This window comes from Paraburkholderia nodosa, from assembly GCF_001718195.1.
In the GTDB taxonomy this organism is placed as follows: domain Bacteria; phylum Pseudomonadota; class Gammaproteobacteria; order Burkholderiales; family Burkholderiaceae; genus Paraburkholderia; species Paraburkholderia nodosa_A.
Map to the genome: position 1 here is coordinate 184,948 of NZ_MCNV01000012.1, position 22,066 is coordinate 207,013.

General features: G+C 63.5%; 23 protein-coding genes. 11 read left to right on the plus strand and 12 right to left on the minus strand.

Annotated features, from left to right (window positions below; all coding sequences use genetic code 11):
- The first annotated feature begins 182 nt into the window (after positions 1-182).
- A complete protein-coding gene (locus BFD71_RS21545; RefSeq protein ID WP_141710759.1) occupies positions 183-932 on the plus strand; it encodes a hypothetical protein in 750 nt (249 codons plus the stop codon).
- Positions 933-1,156: 224 nt separating this feature from the next.
- Positions 1,157-1,570, plus strand: a complete 414-nt coding sequence (locus tag BFD71_RS21550) for a hypothetical protein (RefSeq protein WP_141710753.1) — start codon at positions 1,157-1,159, stop codon at positions 1,568-1,570.
- Between the two features lie 139 nt (positions 1,571-1,709).
- On the opposite strand, the gene BFD71_RS21555 is transcribed toward BFD71_RS21550, so the two are convergent.
- Positions 1,710-3,656 carry a putative bifunctional diguanylate cyclase/phosphodiesterase gene (locus tag BFD71_RS21555; protein ID WP_069266331.1) on the minus strand — a complete coding sequence of 649 codons (1,947 nt, stop codon included), beginning with the start codon at positions 3,654-3,656 and terminating at the stop codon, positions 1,710-1,712.
- A 295-nt stretch (positions 3,657-3,951) separates the two neighbouring features.
- Between BFD71_RS21555 and BFD71_RS21560 the strand changes: the two genes are divergently transcribed.
- The 3 genes from BFD71_RS21560 (at position 3,952) to BFD71_RS21570 (ending at position 6,191) form a co-directional block, all read left to right on the plus strand.
- Positions 3,952-4,182, plus strand: coding sequence for a hypothetical protein (locus tag BFD71_RS21560; protein WP_069266332.1), 231 nt, complete (start codon positions 3,952-3,954; stop codon positions 4,180-4,182).
- A gap of 85 nt (positions 4,183-4,267) precedes the next feature.
- On the plus strand, positions 4,268-4,681 hold the full coding sequence (locus BFD71_RS21565; RefSeq protein WP_256094845.1) for a hypothetical protein: 414 nt from the start codon (positions 4,268-4,270) through the stop codon (positions 4,679-4,681).
- A gap of 157 nt (positions 4,682-4,838) precedes the next feature.
- Positions 4,839-6,191, plus strand: coding sequence for an MFS transporter (locus tag BFD71_RS21570; protein ID WP_069266333.1), 1,353 nt, complete (start codon positions 4,839-4,841; stop codon positions 6,189-6,191).
- 25 nt (positions 6,192-6,216) lie between these two features.
- Here BFD71_RS21570 and BFD71_RS21575 read toward each other — a convergent pair whose 3' ends face one another.
- Complete coding sequence (locus tag BFD71_RS21575; RefSeq protein ID WP_069266334.1) at positions 6,217-7,386, minus strand: GNAT family N-acetyltransferase; 1,170 nt, start codon at positions 7,384-7,386, stop codon at positions 6,217-6,219.
- A gap of 35 nt (positions 7,387-7,421) precedes the next feature.
- On the minus strand, positions 7,422-8,309 hold the full coding sequence (locus BFD71_RS21580) for a class I SAM-dependent methyltransferase (protein ID WP_141710754.1): 888 nt from the start codon (positions 8,307-8,309) through the stop codon (positions 7,422-7,424).
- Positions 8,310-8,703: 394 nt separating this feature from the next.
- Here BFD71_RS21580 and BFD71_RS40675 point away from each other — a divergent pair, with 394 nt between their 5' ends.
- Both BFD71_RS40675 and BFD71_RS21585 read left to right on the plus strand, forming a co-directional pair.
- Positions 8,704-8,976, plus strand: coding sequence for a hypothetical protein (locus BFD71_RS40675; protein WP_141710755.1), 273 nt, complete (start codon positions 8,704-8,706; stop codon positions 8,974-8,976).
- An 18-nt stretch (positions 8,977-8,994) separates the two neighbouring features.
- A complete protein-coding gene (locus BFD71_RS21585; RefSeq protein ID WP_141710756.1) occupies positions 8,995-9,279 on the plus strand; it encodes a hypothetical protein in 285 nt (94 codons plus the stop codon).
- Positions 9,280-9,345: 66 nt separating this feature from the next.
- On the opposite strand, the gene pstS is transcribed toward BFD71_RS21585, so the two are convergent.
- A complete protein-coding gene (pstS, locus tag BFD71_RS21590) occupies positions 9,346-10,362 on the minus strand; it encodes a phosphate ABC transporter substrate-binding protein PstS (protein ID WP_083245385.1) in 1,017 nt (338 codons plus the stop codon).
- A 528-nt stretch (positions 10,363-10,890) separates the two neighbouring features.
- Here pstS and BFD71_RS21595 point away from each other — a divergent pair.
- Positions 10,891-12,435, plus strand: a complete 1,545-nt coding sequence (locus BFD71_RS21595) for a hypothetical protein (RefSeq protein ID WP_256094846.1) — start codon at positions 10,891-10,893, stop codon at positions 12,433-12,435.
- A gap of 71 nt (positions 12,436-12,506) precedes the next feature.
- On the opposite strand, the gene BFD71_RS21600 is transcribed toward BFD71_RS21595, so the two are convergent.
- Positions 12,507-13,394: an NmrA family NAD(P)-binding protein gene (locus tag BFD71_RS21600; RefSeq protein WP_069266339.1), complete on the minus strand. Its 888-nt coding sequence runs from the start codon at positions 13,392-13,394 to the stop codon at positions 12,507-12,509.
- A 204-nt stretch (positions 13,395-13,598) separates the two neighbouring features.
- Here BFD71_RS21600 and BFD71_RS21605 point away from each other — a divergent pair, with 204 nt between their 5' ends.
- Positions 13,599-14,465 (plus strand): helix-turn-helix domain-containing protein, encoded by an 867-nt coding sequence (locus BFD71_RS21605; protein WP_069266340.1) that lies wholly within the window; start codon positions 13,599-13,601, stop codon positions 14,463-14,465.
- Positions 14,466-14,509: 44 nt separating this feature from the next.
- Here the strand turns inward: BFD71_RS21605 and acuI are convergent, their stop codons facing one another.
- From acuI to BFD71_RS21630, 5 genes are all read right to left on the minus strand, one after another.
- A complete protein-coding gene (gene acuI / locus BFD71_RS21610) occupies positions 14,510-15,493 on the minus strand; it encodes an acrylyl-CoA reductase (NADPH) (RefSeq protein WP_069266341.1) in 984 nt (327 codons plus the stop codon).
- Between the two features lie 54 nt (positions 15,494-15,547).
- Positions 15,548-16,183: an acrylate utilization transcriptional regulator AcuR gene (gene acuR, locus BFD71_RS21615; RefSeq protein ID WP_069266342.1), complete on the minus strand. Its 636-nt coding sequence runs from the start codon at positions 16,181-16,183 to the stop codon at positions 15,548-15,550.
- Positions 16,184-16,241: 58 nt separating this feature from the next.
- A complete protein-coding gene (locus BFD71_RS21620; RefSeq protein ID WP_069266343.1) occupies positions 16,242-17,255 on the minus strand; it encodes an SLAC1 anion channel family protein in 1,014 nt (337 codons plus the stop codon).
- A 121-nt stretch (positions 17,256-17,376) separates the two neighbouring features.
- Entirely contained in the window at positions 17,377-17,964 is a 588-nt protein-coding gene (locus BFD71_RS21625; protein ID WP_069266344.1) for a flavin reductase family protein, read from the minus strand.
- Between the two features lie 131 nt (positions 17,965-18,095).
- A complete protein-coding gene (locus BFD71_RS21630; protein WP_069266345.1) occupies positions 18,096-19,046 on the minus strand; it encodes a DMT family transporter in 951 nt (316 codons plus the stop codon).
- Positions 19,047-19,162: 116 nt separating this feature from the next.
- Here BFD71_RS21630 and BFD71_RS21635 point away from each other — a divergent pair, with 116 nt between their 5' ends.
- The gene (locus BFD71_RS21635; protein ID WP_069266346.1) at positions 19,163-19,969 is read left to right on the plus strand and encodes an AraC family transcriptional regulator; all 807 of its coding nucleotides are present in this window, start codon (positions 19,163-19,165) and stop codon (positions 19,967-19,969) included.
- An 87-nt stretch (positions 19,970-20,056) separates the two neighbouring features.
- On the plus strand, positions 20,057-20,275 hold the full coding sequence (locus BFD71_RS21640) for a hypothetical protein (protein ID WP_028207581.1): 219 nt from the start codon (positions 20,057-20,059) through the stop codon (positions 20,273-20,275).
- A gap of 86 nt (positions 20,276-20,361) precedes the next feature.
- Here BFD71_RS21640 and BFD71_RS21645 read toward each other — a convergent pair whose 3' ends face one another.
- Positions 20,362-21,555, minus strand: coding sequence for a porin (locus tag BFD71_RS21645; protein ID WP_069266369.1), 1,194 nt, complete (start codon positions 21,553-21,555; stop codon positions 20,362-20,364).
- Positions 21,556-21,684: 129 nt separating this feature from the next.
- Positions 21,685-22,066, minus strand: a 382-nt coding sequence (locus BFD71_RS21650; RefSeq protein ID WP_141710757.1) for a c-type cytochrome, incomplete at its 5' end; no start/stop codon positions are given.

Genomic DNA, 22,066 nt, shown 5'->3' on the forward strand with positions numbered 1-22,066 from the left:
GTTTTTTTTTTGCGAGTCGAGCACGGGAATAACCGGCGTGGGTTCGCGGTATGGCAGGCGTGGCACACGAAATGGCGGAAACCAATATGGACATCGTCGACGTGACCCGTCGCCGCGCCAGCGAAGCGAGGATCAACGTTCAATTCTTGCTGCGCCGGCTTCAACTCACGTCGGGCCTCGTGATGCTGACGTATCTCTTTCTGCATTTGGTCAATCACGCGCTCGGCATCTGGTCGATCGAGCTTGCCGGACACGGTCTCGTACTCGCGCTGCGGCTTTGGCGCAGCGCGCCCGGCACGATCGCGCTGTATGGCGCCGCGTCGGTGCATTTCGCGCTGGCGCTGCACACGATATATGGGCGGCGCCACTGGGCGCTTCCGCCTGCGGAATGGATCCGCCTGTGGGCGGGGCTCAGCCTGCCGCTCCTGCTGATCCGGCATGCGGTGACGACCCGGCTTGCTTCTTCGCTCTATGGTTTCGAACCGAACTACGAGCGCGTCATCGTCGTACTGCTCACGAGCGGCACGCAGGGGCTGCAACTCGCGTTGCTAGCGCCTGGTTGGATACACGGATGCCTCGGGCTGTGGTTCCGGTTGCGCCACCGTGCGTGGGCGCGTCGCATGCGGCTCACGCTGCTGATCCTCTTCGTCCTGTTGCCGCTGCTTTCGGCAGCGGGCTTCATCCACATGATGCGAGCCGTCGAGGGGGCGGGCCACCTGCTTCCGCCTGTCGACGCCGCGCTCGTCGTCCATCAGGCCGCCCTCAACGGTGCACGTCACGTTATCGTCACGCTCTATCTCGCGCTGATTGCCGGCACGCTGATCCTGGGTCAGTTGCGCAACGCGCTGGAGCGCCGCAGGCTGCGCAGAGAGTCGGTGGGCGTCCGTTTGCTGGCCCGCAGTGCATCGTGCGAACAGGATGTTAAGGAATGACTTGCGATGTCTGAGCGGGTCAAATGGCGTCCGCTCCTGCTGCCAGGACGTTCACGATTTATCATTCGTGACGTGAGATGCCAAAATACACACATAACCCGTAACGAGGCGGTGACTCGCCGGCCGCGCGGGATGATCCGCCCCTCTTTGCCGGGCCGCACGCCCGCACATCGAAAACGGCCGGACACCCTTGAGACCAGGACGCCGAATCCCATTTACCTGTCGTGAACCAGCGTATCCGTCCCCCCTTGCCGCCCGAATGGCCGTTTCCGCCGTATCGCGACGTGTCCGGCCGCGCCTTCGGCGATCTCGTCGCGCTTCAATATCGCGGCGCGGGCATGTGGCTCTGGCGGTGCCGCTGCGGCGCCCACGTCACGGCCGCGCTGGATGCGGTGGAGGGCGGCCAGACGAGGGATTGCGGCTGCGGCGAGCAACGCCGCGTGTGGCGGTCCCGGCCGGGCTCGCCTGCGCTCAAAGGCGGCGAGGTGTTCGGCCAGCTGACGACGGATCGCTATGCCGGCGATGGCAAGTGGGTTTGCCGGTGCGATTGCGGCAATGAGGTGACCGTGAGCGCCGGGCGTCTGCGACTGGGCCAGGCGCGTTCGTGCAGCCGTTGCCTGGGCGCGTTAGCCGGCTGAGCGATGCGCACGCATCACGACTTGACCGGAACCCCGTATGAAAGCGCTTCATGATGGGCTCCGTGATTGTTCGGCACATCGTAAGCCGCGCGCAGCCGTATAAACAGTTCAGCAGTCGTTCTGGTATGCGGACTACTCGTCATGCTCCCGCCAGGCGAGCCAGGGTTTCGCCCTCGCTTTCGCGCTCCAGAAAACCCGCCACGGCCGAAGCCTCCATCGGGCGCGAACAATAGTAGCCCTGAATGAGCGTTGCCCCGAGCGCTGCGACCGTTTGCAGTTCGGCCGCCGTTTCCACCCCTTCCACAATGCAGTCGAGCGACATCTGCCGGCTGAGATTGAGCAGCGTGCGAACCACTGTGAACGCCGTCGTGCGCTCCTTGAGACCGCTCACGAACATCCTGTCGATCTTCAGGCGCGTGAGTGGAAGTTTGCACAGGTACGAGAGGCTCGAATAACCGGTGCCGAAATCGTCGACTGACAAACCGCAGCCCAGCGCGCGCAGGACCTTGGCCGCTTTCTGGACCTGGTCGAAGTCCTTGGCCATCGCGGTTTCGGTGATCTCGAAGTCGAGCCGGGCCGGGTCGATGCCGCTGCCGGCGATGCACCGGGCCAACTCTTTCACCGCGGACTCACTGGCGAAATCATGCGCGGAAAGATTAAAGGACAAGCGAATATGCGCCGGCCATTGCTTCGCGCAGGCCAGGGCCTGGGTAAACAGCGCGAGGGTCAAGCCGTTGATGACGCCGTTGCGCTCCGCGGCAGGAATGAATTCACCGGGCGGGACCGTGCCGAGCAACGCGCTTCGCCAGCGCGCCAGGGCTTCGAAACCGACGGTGCGCCGGCGTTCGAGCGAGTAGATCGGCTGGAACGCAAGGTCGAGTTCGCCGGCGAGATCGGGGGAGCGTAGCGCCTGGGCAATCTGCGACTCGCGAATGATGGCGTTGCGGTGCGTCTCCGAAAAGATCGTCACCGAGCCGCGCGAGCGGTGCTTGCCTTCGTAAAGCGCGTAGTCGGCTGTTTCGAACAAATCCGCCTTGTTGCGTGAAATGTGCGGATAGGTGGAGAAGCCGATCGTCGCTCCGAGGCGAACCGAAATCTCGCCGACCAGTATGGGACATTGGAAAACATCGCAGATGGTACGGCCGAGTTGCGAGAGGCCAGCGTCCGTGCAGTCGTCCGTGACGATGATGCCGAATTCGTCGCCGCCCAGCCTCGCAAGCGTGATCGTGCCGCGCGCCGCGTTGGCGAGACGCGACGCGACATCGGCCAGCACGTGGTCGCCCAGCGAGTGGCCGTGAATATCGTTGACGGACTTGAAGCCATCGAGATCGACGAGGCCCACCGCGAGCCGCCCGCCCGATGCCATGGCGGCATCGAAATGCTTGTCGAGCGAGGTGAAAAAGGCCCGCCGGTTAGGGAGATTCGTGAGGCTGTCGATATTCGCGAGCCGTTTGTTTTCGGCTTGTGTGGCAACGAGATCCGAGAAGTTCTTGAATTGTGTGAAGGCGACGATCAGCATCGCCAGCGAAACCAGCGACGTATCGATCGCGATCGCCTGGAATACGCCGTTTCCCGAACTCAGGAACGTGACGACGAGCGCGCCGTTGACAATGGCGGTGACGGTGAACGCCGCCTTGATGACGTTCATCAGGCAGAAGATGACGCCGATGACCGTGATGGCCATGTAAAACGCGACATGAAGCTTGAATGCCGCGCCGCCATGAGGCAGCAGGGACAGCGACCATGCCGTGAACGAGATAGAGAAGACCCAGGCGAGCCTGCCGGAATTGCGCAGGATCGTAGCCGCGTCTTCCGCACTCACATGGAGCCTCGAGAGCCGCAACCACGAGAGCACGCGTACGAAACACAATGCTGTGAGCACGAGCGGACAGATTACGCCCTGCCAGGCGGGAATCACGTTCTCGTGGGGCAGCACCATGCCCCACGTGTTGACGACAAGCAGCCCATACATCATGGGAAGCTGATAGATCATCACGCGCAACTGCGCCAGCTTCAGGGCCGAGCTGTTTCCGGCGAGGAAAGTGCGCCGAATCGTTCCCCAATACTGGGCCAGAACGTTGAACATGGTCTTGCGAGTCGGAGCGGTCCCGTTGCAACCGCCGGGAACGAAATGTAATACCCCCGTTTACGACCGCTCGCGTTATTTCTGGAGGCAACGCGCGGGCTTTTCATCGTCGACGCGCGCCTCATTCTTCGGGGCTTTCAACGTGCCCTTAAACCGGTCCTCCCCGCACCAGGGCGGTCAATCGCAATGCAATGATTTCGGCGCAAACGTTTGGCCTCCTCAACTATATGAACGTGCCGCCGTTCGCTTGGTGGGCCGGCCTAAAGTTCGCGTAGCCGTTGCCGAAATACCGTCCATGGCGCGCAAACATCCCGACTATCCCGACAAACCTCCCATCTGGGCAGAGGCGCGCGCGCTCGAGGCAAGCATTCGCGCCATCCGCCGTGCGCAAGGCAAGAAGAATCCCGAGGACTTCCCGGCGGGAAGTCCTGAATGCACGGCTGCCATGGATGAATTCGTGCGCGACGTCTGCCGCGCCCTCGAGATCGATATCAACACGCTCGGCAAGGACTCCGGCGACTTTTAAGGTGCTGGGGCCATTCGTTTCCTTCTCGCGCGGGAATGCGATTTGCGAGCTTCGCAAGATCGATGACGAGTTCACGAGGTTGCGCGTGAAAACGACTTTTATGCTCGCGTTGTCGTCATGTCTCGGCGTGGCGTTGCTCACGACGCAGCCCGCACATGGCGCAGATCCTACCCTCACGCCCACGCCTGACGCCGCGCCGCCGTGCGGCAAGCTAGTAGGAACAAACGCCGCCGGCGGCTTCGCACTGCGCAGCGGCGAACCGGTCGATTTCGTGTCGGAGGGACAGGCCACGCATGGCACGCTGCTCGTCTTCAGCGATGGACCCGTATTTCGCGCGTACTGGCAACCCCAAGGCAGCGAAGAGAAGTACGCACTAGCCAACGCCGGTCCAGACAGCGTGCGCCTCGTTTCGACGCCTCCGCAGGGCACACCGACCGGTAGCGCCCAGCCCGGGGTCGCGACACAGCCGCTGCAAGTGCTCTCGTGTCCGAGGCTTTAATTCCGCTGTCATGCCGTTTGCGGTCGATGTCCCACCATGTGAACCACCCTTTCGTATCGCGTTGCGAGCGACTAGTCTTTAACGATTCCAAACGGACGAACGGTCCGGCCCGTGATTGGCGCACCGCGCAGCGGAGCCGGCCTCGAAGGAGACAGAAATGGAGCTTGAAAACCGCACCATGGCGCGCGTAATGGCAAGGCTCGTGCCGTTCCTGATCCTTTGCTATTTCGTGGCGTATCTCGATCGGGTCAACGTCGGTTTTGCTGCATTGCAGATGAACAAGGCACTCGATCTTTCCGCGAGCGCGTTCGGCTTTGGCGCAGGGATCTTCTTCATTGCCTATTTCTTCTTCGAGGTGCCGTCGAACCTGCTGCTCGAACGTTTCGGCGCAAGGCGCTGGATCGCGCGCATCATGTTCACGTGGGGCATCATCGCGGGCGCGATGGCGTTCATTCCGGACCTGGCCCGCTTCACCGGCATGTCGAACGCGCACGTATTCTATGGACTGCGTATCTTGCTCGGTATCGCCGAGGCGGGTTTCTTCCCCGGCATCATCTTTCTGCTTACGCTGTGGTTTCCCGCCAAATACCGCGCGCGCGTGGTGGGCTATTTCATGGCGGCCATTCCGTTGTCGACGGTGATTGGCGGCCCGATATCCGGATCGCTGCTTTCGCTGGACGGTAGAGGCGGGCTGGCGGGCTGGCAGTGGGTCTATCTGATCGAGGCAATTCCTGCGGTCGTGCTCTCCGTGGCCGTGCTGTTCTATCTGACCGACAAACCCGCCGACGCCGGCTGGCTAGCCGACGACGAGCGCCGCTGGCTCGTCGATCGCCAGGCGCAGGAGCGCCGTCATCGGGAGAAGGTGCGCTCGTTCAGCGTGCTGGAGGCGCTGATCAATCCGCGCGTGCTGGCGGTGGCGCTGATCTATTTCGGTGCGAATGCAACCAATTACGGCCTGAGCTTTTTTCTGCCGCAGATCGTCAAGGCGTTCGGGCTCTCGAACGTGCAGACGGGCTTCGTTACTGCGCTGCCCTACGCGGTGGGCGTCGTTTCTATGGTGCTGTGGGGTCGGCATTCCGACCGTCGGCTGGAACGCAAGCGTCACGTCGCATTTGCGCTGGCCGTCGCGGCCGCCGGTATTGCGGCTGCCGCGGGACTCGATAATCCGGTGCTCAAGATGCTCGCGCTTTCGATTGCGGGCTTCGGTATTTTCGGCTGCCTGCCAGTGATCTGGACACTGCCGGCCGCGTTCCTTTCAGGCGCGGCCGCGGCCGGCGGCATTGCCGCCGTCAATTCGCTCGGCAATCTGGCGGGCTTTTTCGGCCCCTACGCAATGGGCTGGATCAAGGACAGCACGGGCGGCTTCGGCGCAGGCCTGCTATGTCTTGCGGGAGCCGGGCTCGTGGGCGCGGGCGCGGCGCTCGTCCTCCCTCACAACCCGGCGCTGGAAAAGCTCGACGATTCGCCGCAAGGCGAAACACACGGGGAGGGCGGTGCGGTGAGGCCGTGAGCGGCGCCTATGCATTGCACGCTACTCATCTCAGGCGCGCCATCACAAGGGTCGTGAGTTTTCGATAGACGCGCCTCGCCTGGGCCCACGACAACGCCAGCTCGATGAGCCGCCCGCGTGCGTTGAGCACGACGATGCGCGATTCGTGCTTTGTTTCGCGATCCGCCCAACGCACCTTGTAGTCGCCGTGCAGCGGCCGAAAGTCGAAATCGCGGCCATGGGCCTGGGCCCATTGCGCGATGGATTCGATCAGCAGGTTTCCCACCGAAAACACGCTGAACGCCTCGTCATAAGTGGTGATCAAATACTCGACGCTGCGCGCGCCAACGAGATTGACGGATGCCGCCACCGGCTGCCCATCGACCTGCACGTAGGCGACGAGCGGCAGGGTGGTCAGATCGGTTCGCCTGGCAAGCTCGATGAAGAAATCGCGTACGCGGTCGTCCATCAAATAGGGCGACTCAATTCCACGCTTGAGCGCCCATTGGCGCTTGTTGGCGAATAGCCACCTCAATACGCGCTCGGTGTCCTCGGCGTTGCAGCACCATCCAAAACTGACCTCGCCTTCGCGCCGTAGCCGCTTCGCACTCGAACGCAGCGCGGCGCGCAGCGTCGAGTGCCGCGTGGCGAGGAAATCGTTCCATGTGGGCGCGGCGCGCAGGTTGATCGAATAGCCGGGCATCACGCGCCAGCGCTGCGGCAGCGCACGCTGCACCCAGGACTGCGGCGCGGCGTCGAGCGCATGTTGCAGCGCGCTGCCGTTTTCGAGCATCGGAATGTGGAGCACGTCGGCGTGAATCCGCAAAACGGCCCGGACTGCCGCATCGTAAAGTTCCGCGCGCCGGGTGTCGGCGATCAGCGGGCCGCCGTATTCCTCGCCGCATCCGCAGCCCAGCGCCCGGGCCGTTCGCCACGCGCCTTCGCGCGTAATGACAACGGGCCATAGCGCCAGAAGGTCACGCGCGTCGTGCACCGTCGCGACTTCGACCTTTGCGCCGCTCTTCAGTGCCGCCGCGACGGCTGTCTCGCAGTAGGCAAAGCTGATGAATGGCGAGTGCGCCTCGGTTCCGGATATAAGCGCACGCCATTGGGGCTCGAATGCACGAAACGCATCGACGGTCTCGCACGTGCGCAACGCGTACCGGAAGGAAGCAGCCGGCGACGACTCGTATATCGCCACGACGGAGGTCGGCACTTGCGTCTCCTGAATGAATTCGTGGTGCTTGTGATTCAGCCTTCAATGGAAGTGCTGAGGCGGTCTTTAGTCGTAATGCGGCGATTGCGGTCGGCGAATGTGTCAGGGCGTGCGCCGCGCACGCTTTGCCAGACGACGACGTTCTCGTGGTCCTCAGGTCCGAAGCCGACTTCGTCGCGATCGTACGGAAATACGCCGGCGAACCAGCGCTTCAACTGGCGGGAGCCGTCGAAGACTTCGCCGCACACGGGGTTATCGTAGACGATGAAAAGATGCTCGATGGTGCCGCTCGCAAGGCCCGCTTCGAGTTTCTCGAGCAACGACGCCATCAGCTCGGGCCCGAATGGATTGAACAGAAAGACGACCACGTTGCCCGACGGCACCTGCAGATCGGCGACATTGGCGTGCAGCGCGCGAATGGGCGGCCGTTGTGGGAAGCGCCGCGCCACGACGGTCGCGTTCGCGTTCGCCGTTCGCACGAGGTCCGCGCTGATGTCGTAGCCCAGCGCCAAAGCAAACGGATACTCGGAGGCGACGATCATCGGCCGGCCTTTACCGCAACCGATGTCCATGAACGTATAACCGGTGATATCGCCCAGGGTGTCGAGCGCGCGGCGGATGATGGTCGGCTGCGAGCCCATGTAAGGCCTGAGTTGGGCGGCAAGATCGCAGTCGCGCTGCAGCGCGTTGGAATCGACCAGTCCGCTCGTGTTCGTGCCGTACAGGAGATCGATGGGGTGGCGCCGCAGACAGCCGGAATATACTGCGCGCAATACCGGGACGCGAATGCAGATGCGCCGTATCGGCGGAATGAACATCGCGCGCTGCACGCTGTCGGGCAACCGGGCCACGACATTCAGCAACGGTTGCTTCAGTGCGCGTCCGAGCGCGAATCGGGGGCCGCCGTGTGTCGTTGTTCGCATGGATCGATACGTTGTGAACCTTCTGGAAAGGGGTTGCCGATCCACCATCATCTCGCAGCGCGTCGCCAGGTCGCCGCCATTCACCGGTTGTATTTCGACAAAAGGCTCGAATTCGTGGCTTACTAACGAGTGTCATATGGTCGGCGTAATGTGGTGAGTGGTGAGCAGAGAGCCAGATCGTCATGGGTGGCGTGCCCTTTTTCCCGTTGTCCGGCGAAAGCGCTTTCATGGCGACTGCGTCCATACTCTCCCTGATGTTTCCGCCATTATTTCCGTGCCTTAATGAGTGTTCTCGCCTGGTTCGGCGGGAGTCATGCTCCGGCTTCGCAAGGTATCGGTGCAGGCGGGTCTCCAGGTTTTGTCTACGCAATACTCAATCGGAAGAGGCGAGACGATGAACGCGCGAGTAGATGCTGAAGCGCGCCGTAAGCGGTATGCAATGCACCGCCTTGGCCTGGCAATGAAGCGGCTGATGAACGCCGAAGCAGAACCCGATAAATTGATGGCGACGCGCTGGGTGAATGCCTGGAGCGCTTCCGTCGGCGAGCGGTGGTTCGCGGCAAGCCCCTATGGCAGGCTGAGTCAGGCGGCGTTAATGCGTGCCCCGTTAAAAGGCGCGACAGGTTCCCGTAATGTGCGGAAATCGGGAAGGCAATCGTCAATATGAAACAAAACGCATATTTAATTGACCAATGGGGCCGCGAAACGATATTGTCATAATTTAGACATTTCCGCGTTTACCTTGGCTCTTGCAGAATACGAAACCACCCATCCTTTGAGCGTTGAACTGGATGGCGTGAACTACGCGGGTACTTACCGCGTCATGGCCGGAAGCGTCATTGTCTACTTCGAAAGCGAAATCAAGTTCGCGCAGTACGGGACGAATCGCCCCGAGATCATCGCGCGCTGGGTGTTGACGGACCTCTGCCGTAAATCCGATTCCCGCAGGCGCAAAGCAGGCAAGCGTTGATTCGCGCACGCCGTCACAGAACTTCGCCCACGTTTTTCATCTACCCAGGCAACGCGCTTGTTGACGCTACTGCGCGCTAGCGTCCTTCGGTGCGACGTCGTCGCTCTTGCCGTCGTGCCATTGCGCGCGGATTTTCGTCACGACTACGGCCGGCAGCGGAATATAGTCCAGTGCCTGGATCGTCGGCTCGCCGTGCGTGAGCGCCCAGTCGAAGAACTTCAGCGTTTCAGCGTTGCGCGCAGAGTGATCCGGTGTCGCCTGCAACAGCACGTAGGTCGCGCCCATCACGGGCCATGCGTCCTTGCCCGGCTGATTGGTCAGCACCTGAAAGAGCGAGCTTGACCAGTCCGCATTCGCGGCCGCTGCGCTGAATGTATCGATGCCCGGCTCCACGACCACGCCCGCCGCGTTGGTCATCGCCGTGTAGGTCAGACGATTCTGCTTCGTGAAGTCCCAGGCGACATAGCCAATCGCGCCGGGCAGGTAGCCCACGAACGTGGCGACGCCCTCATTACCCTTACCGCCTATCCCCAGGGGCCAGTGAACGTCGGTGCCTTCGCCGACCTTGCGTTTCCATTCGGGGCTCACCTGCGAGAGATAGTGCGTCCAGATCAGCGTCGTGCCCGAACCATCGAGACGCCGCACGACTGCGATCGGCGTGTTGGGCATCTTGATCTTGGGATTGAGCCGCACGATGGCCGGGTCGTCCCAGAACAGGATCTTGCCGAGAAAGATCTGGCCCAACACCTCGCCGTTCAGCATCAACTGCCCGGCCTTGATGCCCGGGAGATTCACCACCGGCACCACGCCGCCGATCGCGGTAGGAAACTGCCGCAATCCGTCCTTGCTCAATTGCTCGCTCGTGAGCGGGGCGTCGGAGCCGGCGAAATCGACCGTGTGCGCGACGATCTCCTTGATGCCGTCCGTGGAGCCTGTGCTGCGGTAGATCACCTTACCGCCGCCGGATTTCTGGTAGGCGGTGGCCCAGTGGGAGTAGAGGGGGGCGGCGAGCGTGCTGCCGCATCCGGTCACGTCTTCGGCGCTGGCCGACAACGTGCAAATGCCGCAAACGAGCGCGGCAATCAGGGGGCGCAATGGTCTCACGAGCCTCTCCCGTTATTCATGTTTTCTGGGAAGTCGCGGAGTCTGTCTGGTCCGCGTACTGTCAATTACAGGATGGTGACAAGCAGGATTCAAATTGAATCCTGCTATCGTGCGGCGGTTTTATGACGAAGCGTTACGTGCGTGCGCACGAACAGATGATGAGGATAACAAACGAAATTAGTCTGCATCGGAAAACAGGCTGAGCCGTTCGATTTCCGCAGAGGAAATCGCGTGAACGAAGCCGCATTGCCTGCAACGAATCTTTCACAAAATTTCGCTACGGTAAGCAGGATTGACCCCGCGTTCGTCCTGACAAAACGCTTGTAATTCCTTTCGGAGACGCTACAGATGGCCATCAATACCCTTCGCCCAGTAGTTCGCGGCCCTTGTTTTGCCGCACGTCCTTCCCGACTTGCTATTGCCGCTGCTCTGGTTTGCGCCAGTGCAGGCGCATCCGCTTCCGCGCAAGATACCGACGCATTTTTCGGCGGTTCGGGCCTGCTCGTCGTGAGCCGCAGTGTCTACGACAATGTGTCGAGCAACGTCACCCCGGGCATGACGCTGCCGCCCAATTGCAATAGCGCGCAGGCGAGCTGCCCCACGGGCGGCGCGCCCACTGACGGCACGTATCCGGCCGTCTGGAACAACGCGCTCTACGATCCGAGCTTCGGCATCACGGCGCGCATTTTCCTCGATACCATTACGCCAGGCGGCCAGGTCGTCCACACGCTGGAAGTGCCCAACAGTCTGCATCCGGGCCATGGCCACGACCAGCTCGTAACGAGCTTCAGCTCCAAGTCCGAACTCGGGCTCAACCTCTCGCGCGACGGCCGTTACCTGACTTTCATGGGCTACGTTGCGCCGGTCAATACGATCGACGTATCGAACTCGAATACGCCGGGCGCGATCGATCCGACGAATCCGGATGGTCAGGCGTTCTATCGCGCCGTCGCGCGGCTCGATGCCGAAGGGCACTTCTCTTTTACGGAGACGAATGCATACAGCGGCAATAACGGCCGCGCCGCATTGCTCAACAACGGCAACGACAACGGCGAAGGCAATGGCGTTTACTTCACGGTGGGCAACGCAGGCAACGGTTCGAATCCGCAGCCGGCAGGTGTGATTCTCGGCGCAGGTGCGCAATTCATCGAGGCGACGCATCAGCATGAGGCGCAGCAAACGCCGGGCACGCCCACGCCGCTCGCGAGCTTTTCGGTCACGCAACTCGGTGCGAAGGCCGACAAGGTCGGCAAGGACGACAACTTCCGCGGGCTCACCGTCTTCAACAACGTGGTGTACTTCACGAAGGGCAGCGGCGGCAACGGCGTGAACACAGTGTACTTCGTCGACACCACGGGCAAGGCGTGCCCTTCGGGCGGCGTAGGCGTGCCGGTGGCGGGCGCGAAACTGCCGTCCAACCCGCTCGCGTACGACGCCTCCACGTTGACGACCAGCGGCTTGCCGAGCAACGTATGCGTGCTCGCGGGTTTCCCGGCTACGCCGAACAAGACGGCGACGACGCTCTCGTATCCGTTCGGCCTGTGGTTCGCCAACGCCAATACGCTCTATGTGGCCGACGAGGGCGATGGCTATTCGGGCGGCACGGACCTCTACACGCACGCCGCGCAGCAGACCGGTGCAGGCCTGCAGAAGTGGGTGTACAACGCCGGAACGAAGTCGTGGAAGCTCGCCTACACGATCCAGAACGGTCTGAATCTGGGGACGTCGTACACCGTGGCCGGTTATCCGGTGGGCACGAACAGCGCGACCGGCCTGCCGTGGTCGCCCGCCACCGACGGCCTGCGTAACATCACGGGCCACGTCGAGCAGGACGGCACGGTCACGATCTGGGCGATCACCTCGACGGTGAGCGGCAACGGCGACCAGGGCGCGGACCCGAATCGCCTCGTCGCCGTGCGCGACGTGCTGCGCAACACCACGGCTTCGGGTGCGGCGAACGAGCGTTTCGTGACGCTGCGCAACGCGGGCTTCGGTGAAGTGCTGCGCGGGGTGTCGCTTGCGCCGGGCGGCCAGTTCGGCAAGTGGTTCTGATCGCCGCGCAGTCATGCACTGAAGGCCGGGCGTGCGTAGCGCCCGGCTTTTTTGTCACTGCGGCGTGCACGCTATTGGCTCTTGAATTTCGCAACGAGCGGCCCGAACACGTCGCTTAACGCAGTCATGCCGAAGCGCCGCTCGCTGCGGCTCGCTTCCACGTCGATGCGGCCGGTGTTGTAAACGTCGTACAGATCGGTGATGAGCCGGCCGTGCTTCTCGCTGAGTCCGGCTTTGAGAAGCATCGGTGCCCACGATTCGCGCGGCAGCGCATGAGGCGTGATCGTGCGGCCGCTCGCAATGCTCAATGCCGTCGCGATGTCGTTCACGCTGACCCTCTGCGGTCCTTCAACGCTCACGATTCTCGGCGTGCCGGACTGATGCGATTCGAGCAGCAGTTCGGCGCTCGCCGCGCCAACGTCCTGTGCGGCAACCGTGGGAAAGCGGCGCTCCAAAGGCAGATGGAGGCTCGGCAGCGCACCGGTTGCGAGCGCGCCGGGCAGGAACGCCGCCCAGTTCTGCATATGTTCCGCCGAGCGCAGCAACACCAATTGCGTGGCAATGGGTTTCAGCTGCTTTTCCAGGTAGTGATAGAGCCGCGTGATGCCCGTATTCAACGGCAACTCCGCGCCATAGTCGGAAATGGCGAGCAGCGTGGCGGGCGGGTTTTCGCGCAGGGCATCGGTGGCGACGTCGATCGTCGTGCGCATGGTCGCTTCGGGATCCGTATCACCGGATGGAACGGGACATAGCAGCTGGACGGCGTGTGCGCCCTTGATCGCGGCCGCGACCGAGTGCGCGTCTGTCAGGTCGGCGAGTGCGATTTCGCAGCCCAGCGCCGCGAGACTCTCGCCCTGACGAGCGTGGCGCACCACGGCGCGCACGGGCTTGCCCGCACGGCGCAACGCGGCGGCGGTGACGCGCCCGGCTTTTCCCGCTGCTCCAAAAATCACGAACATGATCGCTTTCTCCTGGTGTGCGTGGTCTGCATCATCGTAGGCAGACGAACGCCGTATGGCGCGCAGGAACGGATGGCCTTGGACAGAAACGGATGATTGAATACGTCCACCATGGCGCGGTGCGCGAGCGTGGCCCGAATCCAGTAAACTGGCCGCAAACATCGCACGAATTCCCGCACGGCTTGAGCGTCGAAAAGGATTGCCATGAGCGCACTGACTGCAGATCCGCACCGGCACGCTGGAACAAGCGTCAGCCTGCGTTCGAGCGCCGGATTGGGCTGGCAGGGCGGTGGCGCCGAACTGCTGCGTGTGAGTGCGGGGCAGCATCGCTTTCCCGCCATGGCGTACCACCGCCTAGGCATTCATGTCGGCATGCCGGTGCGTGCGCGATGCGCCTGCGACGGCCGCCGTCAATCGCGGCTCCAGGCGCACGGCGACGCGGATGTGGTGCCTGCCGGGGTCGAAGGCGAATGGACCGATGATGCGGACTGCATGATTCTGCGCGTGTGGTTCGACGACCGCTTCGTGCGATCGATTGCGGAGCAGATGGAGAACCCGTGGGGTAAGTGCGAGATCCGGCCGCATCTGCAGTTGCGCGACCCGCGCATCAATTCGCTGGCTGGCGCGCTGCTGGCCGAGATCGATGCGGGAACGGCTTGCGATCCGCTATTTGCCGAGAGCATTTCCACGGCAATGGTCGTGCGGCTGCTCGGCGGCACGGGCGCATCAGAAGGCCGGGGCGCAACCAAGCTTGCGACACACAAAGCGGCGCGCGTGACCGATTACATCGAGAGCCATCTCGATCGACGCCTCACGCTCGTCGAACTCGCGGCACTCGTCGACCTGAGCGTGCCACATTTCAAGGTCCTGTTTCGCGAAACGCTGGGGATGCCGGTGCATCAATACGTCGTGCGGCGGCGCGTCGAACGCGCGAGGGCGCTGCTCATCGAAGGCAAACTCAGCCTGAGCCAGGTGGCGCTCGAAGCGGGCTTCGCGCATCAGAGCCATATGGCGCACTGGATGACGCGGCTTCTCGGCGTTACGCCGCGCGCGTTCGCGAATCGTTCGTGAACGCGGCGACATCGTGAATCGTCGAATCGCCGCGGCTGTGCACGTTACCGGTTGACGTCCACCACGAGCCGCCCGCGCACATGTCCGGCGAGCAGATCGCTTGCGGCGGCAATGGCCTCGGCCAGGCCGATTTCTCGCGTAATCATGTCGAGCTGCTTCAGATCGAGCGTCTCTCCCAACGCGTGCCAGGCTTGCTGCCGCTGCGCAAACGGACGCGTGACGCTATTGATGCCGAGGAGGCTCACGCCGCGCAGAATGAATGGCGCGACCGTCGCGGGAAGATCCATGCCTTGTGCCAGGCCACAGGCAGCCACCGCTCCATCGGCGCACAGGCTCGCGCAGACATTTGCCAACGTGTGGCCGCCAACCGAATCGATCGCGGCGGCCCAGCGCTCTTTTTGCAGCGGGCGGCCCGGCTCCGATAGCGAGGCGCGGTCGATGACTTCGACGGCGCCAAGTTGCTTCAGATACTCCGCCTCTTGCAGCCTGCCGGTCGACGCCACCACGCGATAGCCTCGGCGCGTGAGCAGCGCGATGGCAAAACTGCCCACGCCACCGCTCGCGCCCGTGACGAGCACGTCGCCGTGCGCGGGCGTGATGCCGTACCGCTCCAGCGCGAGAATGCAGAGCATGGCCGTGTATCCGGCCGTGCCGACTGCCATCGTTTGCCGCGGCGTAAAGCCTGCCGGCAGCGGAATGAGCCAGTCGCCCTTGACGCGCGCCTTCTGCGCGAGCCCGCCCCAATGTTGTTCGCCAACGCCCCACCCGTTGAGCACGACCGCGGCGCCCACCGCGTAGGCAGGGTTCGCGCTTTGCGCGACCGTCCCCGCGAAATCGATACCCGGAACCATGGGGAAGCTGCGAACGACCGGGCCTTTGCCCGTGATTGCGAGGCCGTCCTTGTAGTTCAGCGTGCTATAGCCGACATCGACGAGCACGTCGCCTTCCGGCAGGCGCGCTTCGTCGAGTTCGGCAACGCGCGCTTCATACGATCCGGATTCCTTATCAATGACGATGGCCTTGAACATGATGCATCTTGCTCCTGAAACGGTGAACGGTTGGCGTTGCCGCGGCTCACGCGCTCACGCGCGAGGCAACCCCGCGATGAAACCCCTAAAAAATGTCTCGAGTGGAGCCGCGCTGCGCACTAGCCTGGCGCGCAGCACGGCGCCTTCCCAGCCTATCCAGAAGAAAGCGGCGAGTGACGCAAGGTCGATTCGCTTTGCGAGTACGCCTTCGCGCTGGGCCTCGTGCAGGCACGCCACGATGCGCGCTTGCCAGCCCTGCAGAATGCGTTCGAGCGTGTCGCGGAAGTCGTCGGGCAGGATGTCCACCTCGACGCCGAGATTGCCCACGAGGCAGCCGCGTGTATAGCGGTGGCGGGCCATGCCTTTGCTGGCGTCGTCTACGAAGGCGCCGAGCCGCTCGAGAGCAGGGCGCGTGTCGTCCTGCAGCCAGCGGTCGAGCTTCGCGCAGAAGTACGCATCGTACGCGCTCATCAACTCGCGCCCGAATGCTTCCTTGCTGTCGAAGTAGTGATAGAACGAGCCCTTGGGAATGTTCACCCGCTTGAGCAGGGCATCCAGCCCCGTGGCCGCGAAGCTCTGTTCGGTCAGCATTTCCATGCCGGCGCGAATGAGCGTGTCGCGTGTGTCGGCGTGCGCGCGCGGATCTTTCGGCGGCCTGCCGCGGCGCGGTTTGGCGATGATCGGTTCCATGTCGCCGATATTAGACCGATCGTCTATAAAATTCAAGCACGCAGTTGTGTTCGAGCTGCTAGCGGGCCAGCGCTTCCAGTTCTCCCCGCAGCACGCCCCACAATGTGCGGCCGGCCAGCAGGAACAGCAGCGGCGTGACCGTCGCGAGCAGAACGATCGCGATGCCGTGCGTGATGGGGCCCGGAGCATGGTCGGCGTAACGCTCGGCGCAACTCACCGAGCCCGCGAGCGGAAAGCTCACGGCCCACCACGAGAGCCGGAAGGGGCAGGTGATCGCGAGATAGCGCAACCGGCCGACGAGCACAGTGAGCAGGAACAGCGTGAGCATGTAGAGCGCATCGGCGAAGCGGTCCACTTCGCCCGTCACGGTCACATAGGCCGAAAAGCCCACGGCGAACGGCGCGAGCAGAATGAGGAGCGTCGGCTGCAGATTGTTGGCCATGGGCTCCTCGAACATGAGGCGCGAAAAAATCAGCGTGAAGAGCGGCACAGCGAAAAAGAGCCCCACGGCGAGCGCGAGCATCAAGACGCCGTTCACGCCCGTGATCTGGATGGCGGGCGTGGCGAGCGGGATGTCGATGAGCCCTACGACGGGCACGATCCACGCGGGTGTGGCATGGGACGGATGCTGACGCTGACTGAGCCAGCGCATGATCACGAACCACGCAAACACGATCATGCCGATGGCGCCGACGATCCACACCGCGCGCGCGAACGGCACGCTCACGTCGGCAAGCGGGATGGGCAGCAGTAACAGGCTGATGAACAGCGTCCCGAAGAGATTGCTCGCAATGGGATGATTGAATTCGGCTTTCACGGCATCGGGGCCGGTGACCCATTTCACGGCGTACCCGAAGCCGATCATCAGGAACGCCAGCACGGCGAGCACGCCGATCAACTGCGCGATCCACAGCGGCACGCCGTACATGCGGTGCGCGAGCCGCCACGCCGACGAGAGCCCGGCAAGCCCCATGACCGAGCCGAACAGCGCGACGGGCAGGTAACCGAGTCGTCCGGCTTGCGCGGTCGCCTTGGGGCTGCCAAATGATGCCGGCGTATCGAGATCGCTCATGCGTGGCTCCTGTGCCGCTTGAAAACACGCCAATAGATGTTTTCAAACATATGCAATGCGAAATATTTGTGGCGATTTCACACCACACGCGAATCATAGCGGCCTGATCGCGTTGGTGCGCTTACGCGAGTTCGCGTGCCTTAATCGTGTCGCTGGCGCGCACGAAATTGCCGGCCCCCAGATGGTGGATCGTGTGCAGGTCCGCGTTGCTGCTGTCGAGTTCCCAGTGGCCATTGCGGAAGACACGCGGCTCGGCCGCGGCAGCGATCACTTCGGCGAAGCACGTATCGTAGGCGTCTTCGGTGTGCCGTTCGGGAATCAGGCGGCATTCCATCCACGCGCAGCAGCCTGCTTCGAGCAGGGGCAAGCCGAGCTTCGGGCCCGTAATGGCGGCGATATCGAAACGCTGGAACTTGTCGGTCTCGCGGCCGCTGACGCTGCCCACGGCGTAGGTCAGATCGATGGCGGCGGCGCCCGGAATGATCACGCCGAACGTGCCGCTCGCGTTGATGAGTTCGCGCGTGAACGTGCGCTTGTCGATCACGATGGCGATGCGCGGCGGTGTGAATTCTACGGGCATCGACCACGCGGCCGCCATGACGTTGCGGCGCTTGCCGTCGCTGCTGGTGACGAGCACGGTGGGGCCGTGATTGATGAGGCGGCTCGCGTGTTCGAGCGCTACGGGCGTAAAAGTCGAGAGGGTTTGCATCGGGTGCCGGATTCGAGGTGAGTCGGAACCCGAGCGACTTTACCTCAGAAAGCGCAGGCGTGCGGCGAGACGCCGTCACGCCAACCGAAAGACCGTAGATGCCGCGTAATTCGGGTACTTTGTTGATCGAATCAGGAAACCCGAGCGCCGTTTGCGTTGGCGGCACGACGGCCGAAAGCCTGGCGGACCCAGCTTTGGGCGTTCACCACCAGCAGGCCGATCAGCACGAGCGCCGAGCCAAACAGGAACGCGGGCTCTACGCGCTCGTGCAGCAGCGCGACGCCGAACGCCACGCCGAACAGCGGCGTCATGAACGACAGTATGCCGAGGCGCGCGGCCAGATAGCGGCGCAGCAGCCAGAACCACACGAGATAGCTCACGAACGAGACGAGCAAGGTCTGGAATGCGAGGGAGGCCAGGGCGAGCGGCGTGCCGTGAAAATGCGCCTGGCCGGTCAGGAACGAGAACGGCACCAGCGCGACGAAAGCACCCGCCAGTTGATAGAAGAGCGTTTGCGTGGCGGGCGCCTCGCTCAGGCGGCTCGTGCGCACGACGACAGTGGTGAGCCCCCACGCCGCGCCCGCGCAAAGACCCATGAAGTCTCCGAGCAGCCACAACGGCGAGCCCGGGATGTCGGCGCCCAGTAGCGCGGGCCCGAGGAACGTGATGGCGATGCCCGCGAAGGCGATCGCAATGCCGCCCCATTGCAGCCGCGCGAGGCGTTCGTCGGGCAGGCGCAGATGCAGGCCGATTGCCGCGAACATCGGCGCGGTATAGAGAAACACGGCCATGTGCGAGGCATTGGTCCAGCGCAGGCCCATGGCCACGAACACGAATTCGAGCGCGAACAAGCCGCCTGTGACGAGCCCCGCGCCGCGCGCCACGCCCGGCAGCCAGCGCTCGCGCGAAACGAGCTGGTTGAAGAGCCACACGAGTGCCGCCGCCACGCCCGAACGCAGCCCGATCTGCAGCATGGGCGGGATGTCCCCGGCCACCGCCTTGATCGCGACCTGTTGCAGACCCCATGCGAGGCAGAGCGCCACCATGATGGCCACGGCCGTTGCGTCGACTTGCTTTCTCATTGCGGGCTCACTGATTTGAAGGATTCGGCTGAAGTTTGTTGGCAGTGGGCGTAGTATTGATGCGACGGGATGCGCGCATATAGCGCAAAACTGACAATCGATAGCCCCAGACCGCCATGCCCAAAACACCTGCCCGTGCTCGCCCGGCGCGCTACCTGCGCCTGCCGCCCTTCACCGACGTGCTGCCCACGCCCGTGTTCTTCCGCATGGAGCACATGCCTTCGCATGCCACCTATCCGCAGATGTGCCACCCGTGGGGCGAGTTCGTCTACGCGTTCAGCGGCACGACCGAGGTGAAGGCGGGGGACGAGCACTACATCACGCCGCCGCATCTCGGGCTGTGGATCGCGCCGGGCACCGAGCACGTGGGCTTCAACGAACAGGAGACCGTGCATTGCTCGGTCTACATCAGCCGCGACCTGTGCACGCGCATGCCGGCAACGAGCTGCGCGGTGATGGTGTCGCCGCTCGTGCGCGCGATCCTCGAGCATCTGCGTGTGACGCCAACGGAGGAGGAGGGCGAAGCCCAGCGCGCGCGTTTGTTGCGCGTGCTCGTGGATCAGCTGTCGACCTGCGCGACCACGGGCAGCTTCGTGCCGCATACCGACGACGCCGATCTCAACGCAATCCTCCAGGTGCTGCGCCAGAACCCCGCCGACAATCGCTCGCTTGCAGAGCTTGCCGATGCATTTCACATGAGCGAGCGCACGCTCATGCGCCGCGCGCAAAACGAGCTCGGCATGTCCCTGACGGAATGGCGCCAGCGCATCCGGCTCGTCAACGCGCTGCCGATGCTGCATGCCGGGCGCAGCGTCGAGGCCGTGGCGCTGGATCTGGGGTACGCCACGTCGTCGGCTTTCATCGCAATGTTCCGACGATTGACGGGCACGAGTCCCGGACAGTTCGTGGCCCGTACGCGTTGAACATAGGGCTGCGCGTAACGATTACGAAGCCTTACGAAACCCCACAAAACCCTAAAGATTCCCCGTGCGCGCGCCGTTAGAGCAGGCATGAAAGCCCTACTCACCCAAACCGACGCACGCTTCATCCTGTCGATCGCCCTCGAGCTGGCCGAGAGCCAGGCCGCCGCGGCCGGGGTTCAGCTCGAATCGGCGGCAGGATCGGCGATTACCGACGACGTGATCGTCGCCACGCTCTCGCAGTTCGCACCGACCGTGACGATCGACGAGTTCTACGGCCTGCTGGACCGGCCGGAGGTGCTGCACTGAGCGGCGGCGCGGCCGGCAAAGGCAAGCGGGCGCTCATGGCGTGAGCACCCGCAATTTCGTTGCGCAAGCAACGAAACTTCGGAGTATTAGAACTTCTGACGCAAGCCCACGCTCACGATGGCTTGCGACCGCGTGGCCGACGAGTGGCCGTTGCCCTTGTCGGACACCGAAGCGGTTGCCGCGACCGGATTGCCGGCAGCGTCGAGCGTCATGCCCGCTGCATGCTGGTAGCCCGCGAGCAGATACACCGTCGAGCGCGTCGAGAGATCATAGGTCGCGCCCACCGAAACGTTGTGGTACTGCGCGTCTTCATCCACACCTTCCACGGCGCTGCCCCGCGTATAGCTGTAGCCCGCGAACAGATGCGTGCGTGGCTGCACGTTCCACTGCGTGAAAATGCCCGCGATATTGAAGATCGCATTGCCCGAAAACAGCGAATTCGCGCCCGAGCGATACTGCACGTTGCTGTAGTTCACGCCGACCACGGCGGGACCGAAGTCCCACGTTGCGCCCGCCGCCATCACCTGCTGCGATTGCGCGCTCGCATAGCCTTCGTTGATCGACGAGTTGAACGTGCCGTCGTAGGTGCCTTGCCACTTGCCGTAGGTGGGATCGTCGAGGCCGGTCTTGCTGTTGTCCGAGCGTTCATAACCCACGCCCATGCGCAGCGGGCCGTTTGCGTAGCCCGCGCCCAAGCTCCAGGTGTTCTTGCGCTTCATGCTGCCCGCCTGGCCGCCGAAACCGTACAGCGCACCGAACGTGAAGCCCCCGTAGTTCGCGCTCGTGTACTTGATCGAGTTGTCGACGCGCGTGGTCTGGTCGAGGTCGTCGATGTCGCCCGGATGCGCGCCGAAGCCGCCGATGTAGTTCACGGGCGCGACCGGCCCGACGAAGTCGTCGAGCGAGGTGTACTGGCGGCCCATGGTGAGCGAGCCGTAACGCTGGTCCGAGAGGCCCACGAAGGCCTGACGGCCGAACAGGCGCCCGCTCTGGCCCGAGGTGCCGTTCGTGATGTCGAAGCCGTCTTCGAGCAGGAAGATGGCCGCGAGCCCGTTGCCCAGGTCTTCCTTGCCCTTGATGCCCCAGCGGCTGCCCGAGAGGTTGCCGGTGGAGAGGCCCACGTTCGAATGGCCCGTGTAAGCGCCGGTGGTGCCGGTGCGCTCGTTGCTGCGATACGTGATGCCGGCGTCGGCAATGCCATACAGCGTGACCGAGCCTTGCGCCGATGCGATGCCGGCGAGCGAGAACAGGACTGGTGCGGCGAGCAGGTGTTTTCTCATCATTTGTTGTATCAACGTCTAAAGATCGCCTGTTGAGCGATTTCTGGTTATGCGCGCACACACCTGCGGTCTCGCGAACGAGACCGCAGGTGTGAAACGCGGGGAGGGAAAAGTGCTGCGCGGGGCGCGTTAGTGCTTGAGCGTTGCGCCAGGCGGCAGCCCCGGCGTGCTCACGGTGATGGTCTTGCGGACCCTCCCGACGTCTTCGGCGCTCACTGGCGCGCCGGTGTTGCCCCAGCTCGCACGCACGAAGGTGGACACGTCGGCCACTTCCTGGTCGGACAGACGCCAGCCGAACGGCGGCATCGTGAACGACGAGGGCGCGGATTGCGTGCCTTCGAGCGCGCTGCCTGCGAGCAGCACGTGAATCAGCGAAGTGGGGTCCTTGCCCTGCACGACCGGGTTGCCGCCGAGCGCCGGGAACACGCGCGTGTAGCCGCGTCCGTCGCTGCGGTGGCAGGCCATGCAGTTGTCGCGATAGACCGCTGCGCCGCGTGCGCTCGCGTCGCCG

Bases quoted from the DNA above. Each gene is read 5' to 3' on its own strand.
- BFD71_RS21580 (WP_141710754.1), bottom strand. From the start codon at position 8,309: ATGCGAACAACGACACACGGCGGCCCCCGATTCGCGCTCGGACGCGCA.
- BFD71_RS21545 (WP_141710759.1), top strand. From the start codon at position 183: ATGCTGACGTATCTCTTTCTGCATTTGGTCAATCACGCGCTCGGCATC.
- acuR (WP_069266342.1), bottom strand. From the start codon at position 16,183: ATGGAACCGATCATCGCCAAACCGCGCCGCGGCAGGCCGCCGAAAGAT.
- BFD71_RS21620 (WP_069266343.1), bottom strand. From the start codon at position 17,255: ATGAGCGATCTCGATACGCCGGCATCATTTGGCAGCCCCAAGGCGACC.
- BFD71_RS21555 (WP_069266331.1), bottom strand. From the start codon at position 3,656: ATGTTCAACGTTCTGGCCCAGTATTGGGGAACGATTCGGCGCACTTTC.
- BFD71_RS21635 (WP_069266346.1), top strand. From the start codon at position 19,163: ATGCCCAAAACACCTGCCCGTGCTCGCCCGGCGCGCTACCTGCGCCTG.
- BFD71_RS21605 (WP_069266340.1), top strand. From the start codon at position 13,599: ATGAGCGCACTGACTGCAGATCCGCACCGGCACGCTGGAACAAGCGTC.
- BFD71_RS21640 (WP_028207581.1), top strand. From the start codon at position 20,057: ATGAAAGCCCTACTCACCCAAACCGACGCACGCTTCATCCTGTCGATC.
- BFD71_RS21645 (WP_069266369.1), bottom strand. From the start codon at position 21,555: ATGAGAAAACACCTGCTCGCCGCACCAGTCCTGTTCTCGCTCGCCGGC.
- BFD71_RS21600 (WP_069266339.1), bottom strand. From the start codon at position 13,394: ATGTTCGTGATTTTTGGAGCAGCGGGAAAAGCCGGGCGCGTCACCGCC.
- BFD71_RS21560 (WP_069266332.1), top strand. From the start codon at position 3,952: ATGGCGCGCAAACATCCCGACTATCCCGACAAACCTCCCATCTGGGCA.
- BFD71_RS21630 (WP_069266345.1), bottom strand. From the start codon at position 19,046: ATGAGAAAGCAAGTCGACGCAACGGCCGTGGCCATCATGGTGGCGCTC.
- acuI (WP_069266341.1), bottom strand. From the start codon at position 15,493: ATGTTCAAGGCCATCGTCATTGATAAGGAATCCGGATCGTATGAAGCG.
- BFD71_RS40675 (WP_141710755.1), top strand. From the start codon at position 8,704: ATGAACGCGCGAGTAGATGCTGAAGCGCGCCGTAAGCGGTATGCAATG.
- BFD71_RS21625 (WP_069266344.1), bottom strand. From the start codon at position 17,964: ATGCAAACCCTCTCGACTTTTACGCCCGTAGCGCTCGAACACGCGAGC.
- BFD71_RS21570 (WP_069266333.1), top strand. From the start codon at position 4,839: ATGGAGCTTGAAAACCGCACCATGGCGCGCGTAATGGCAAGGCTCGTG.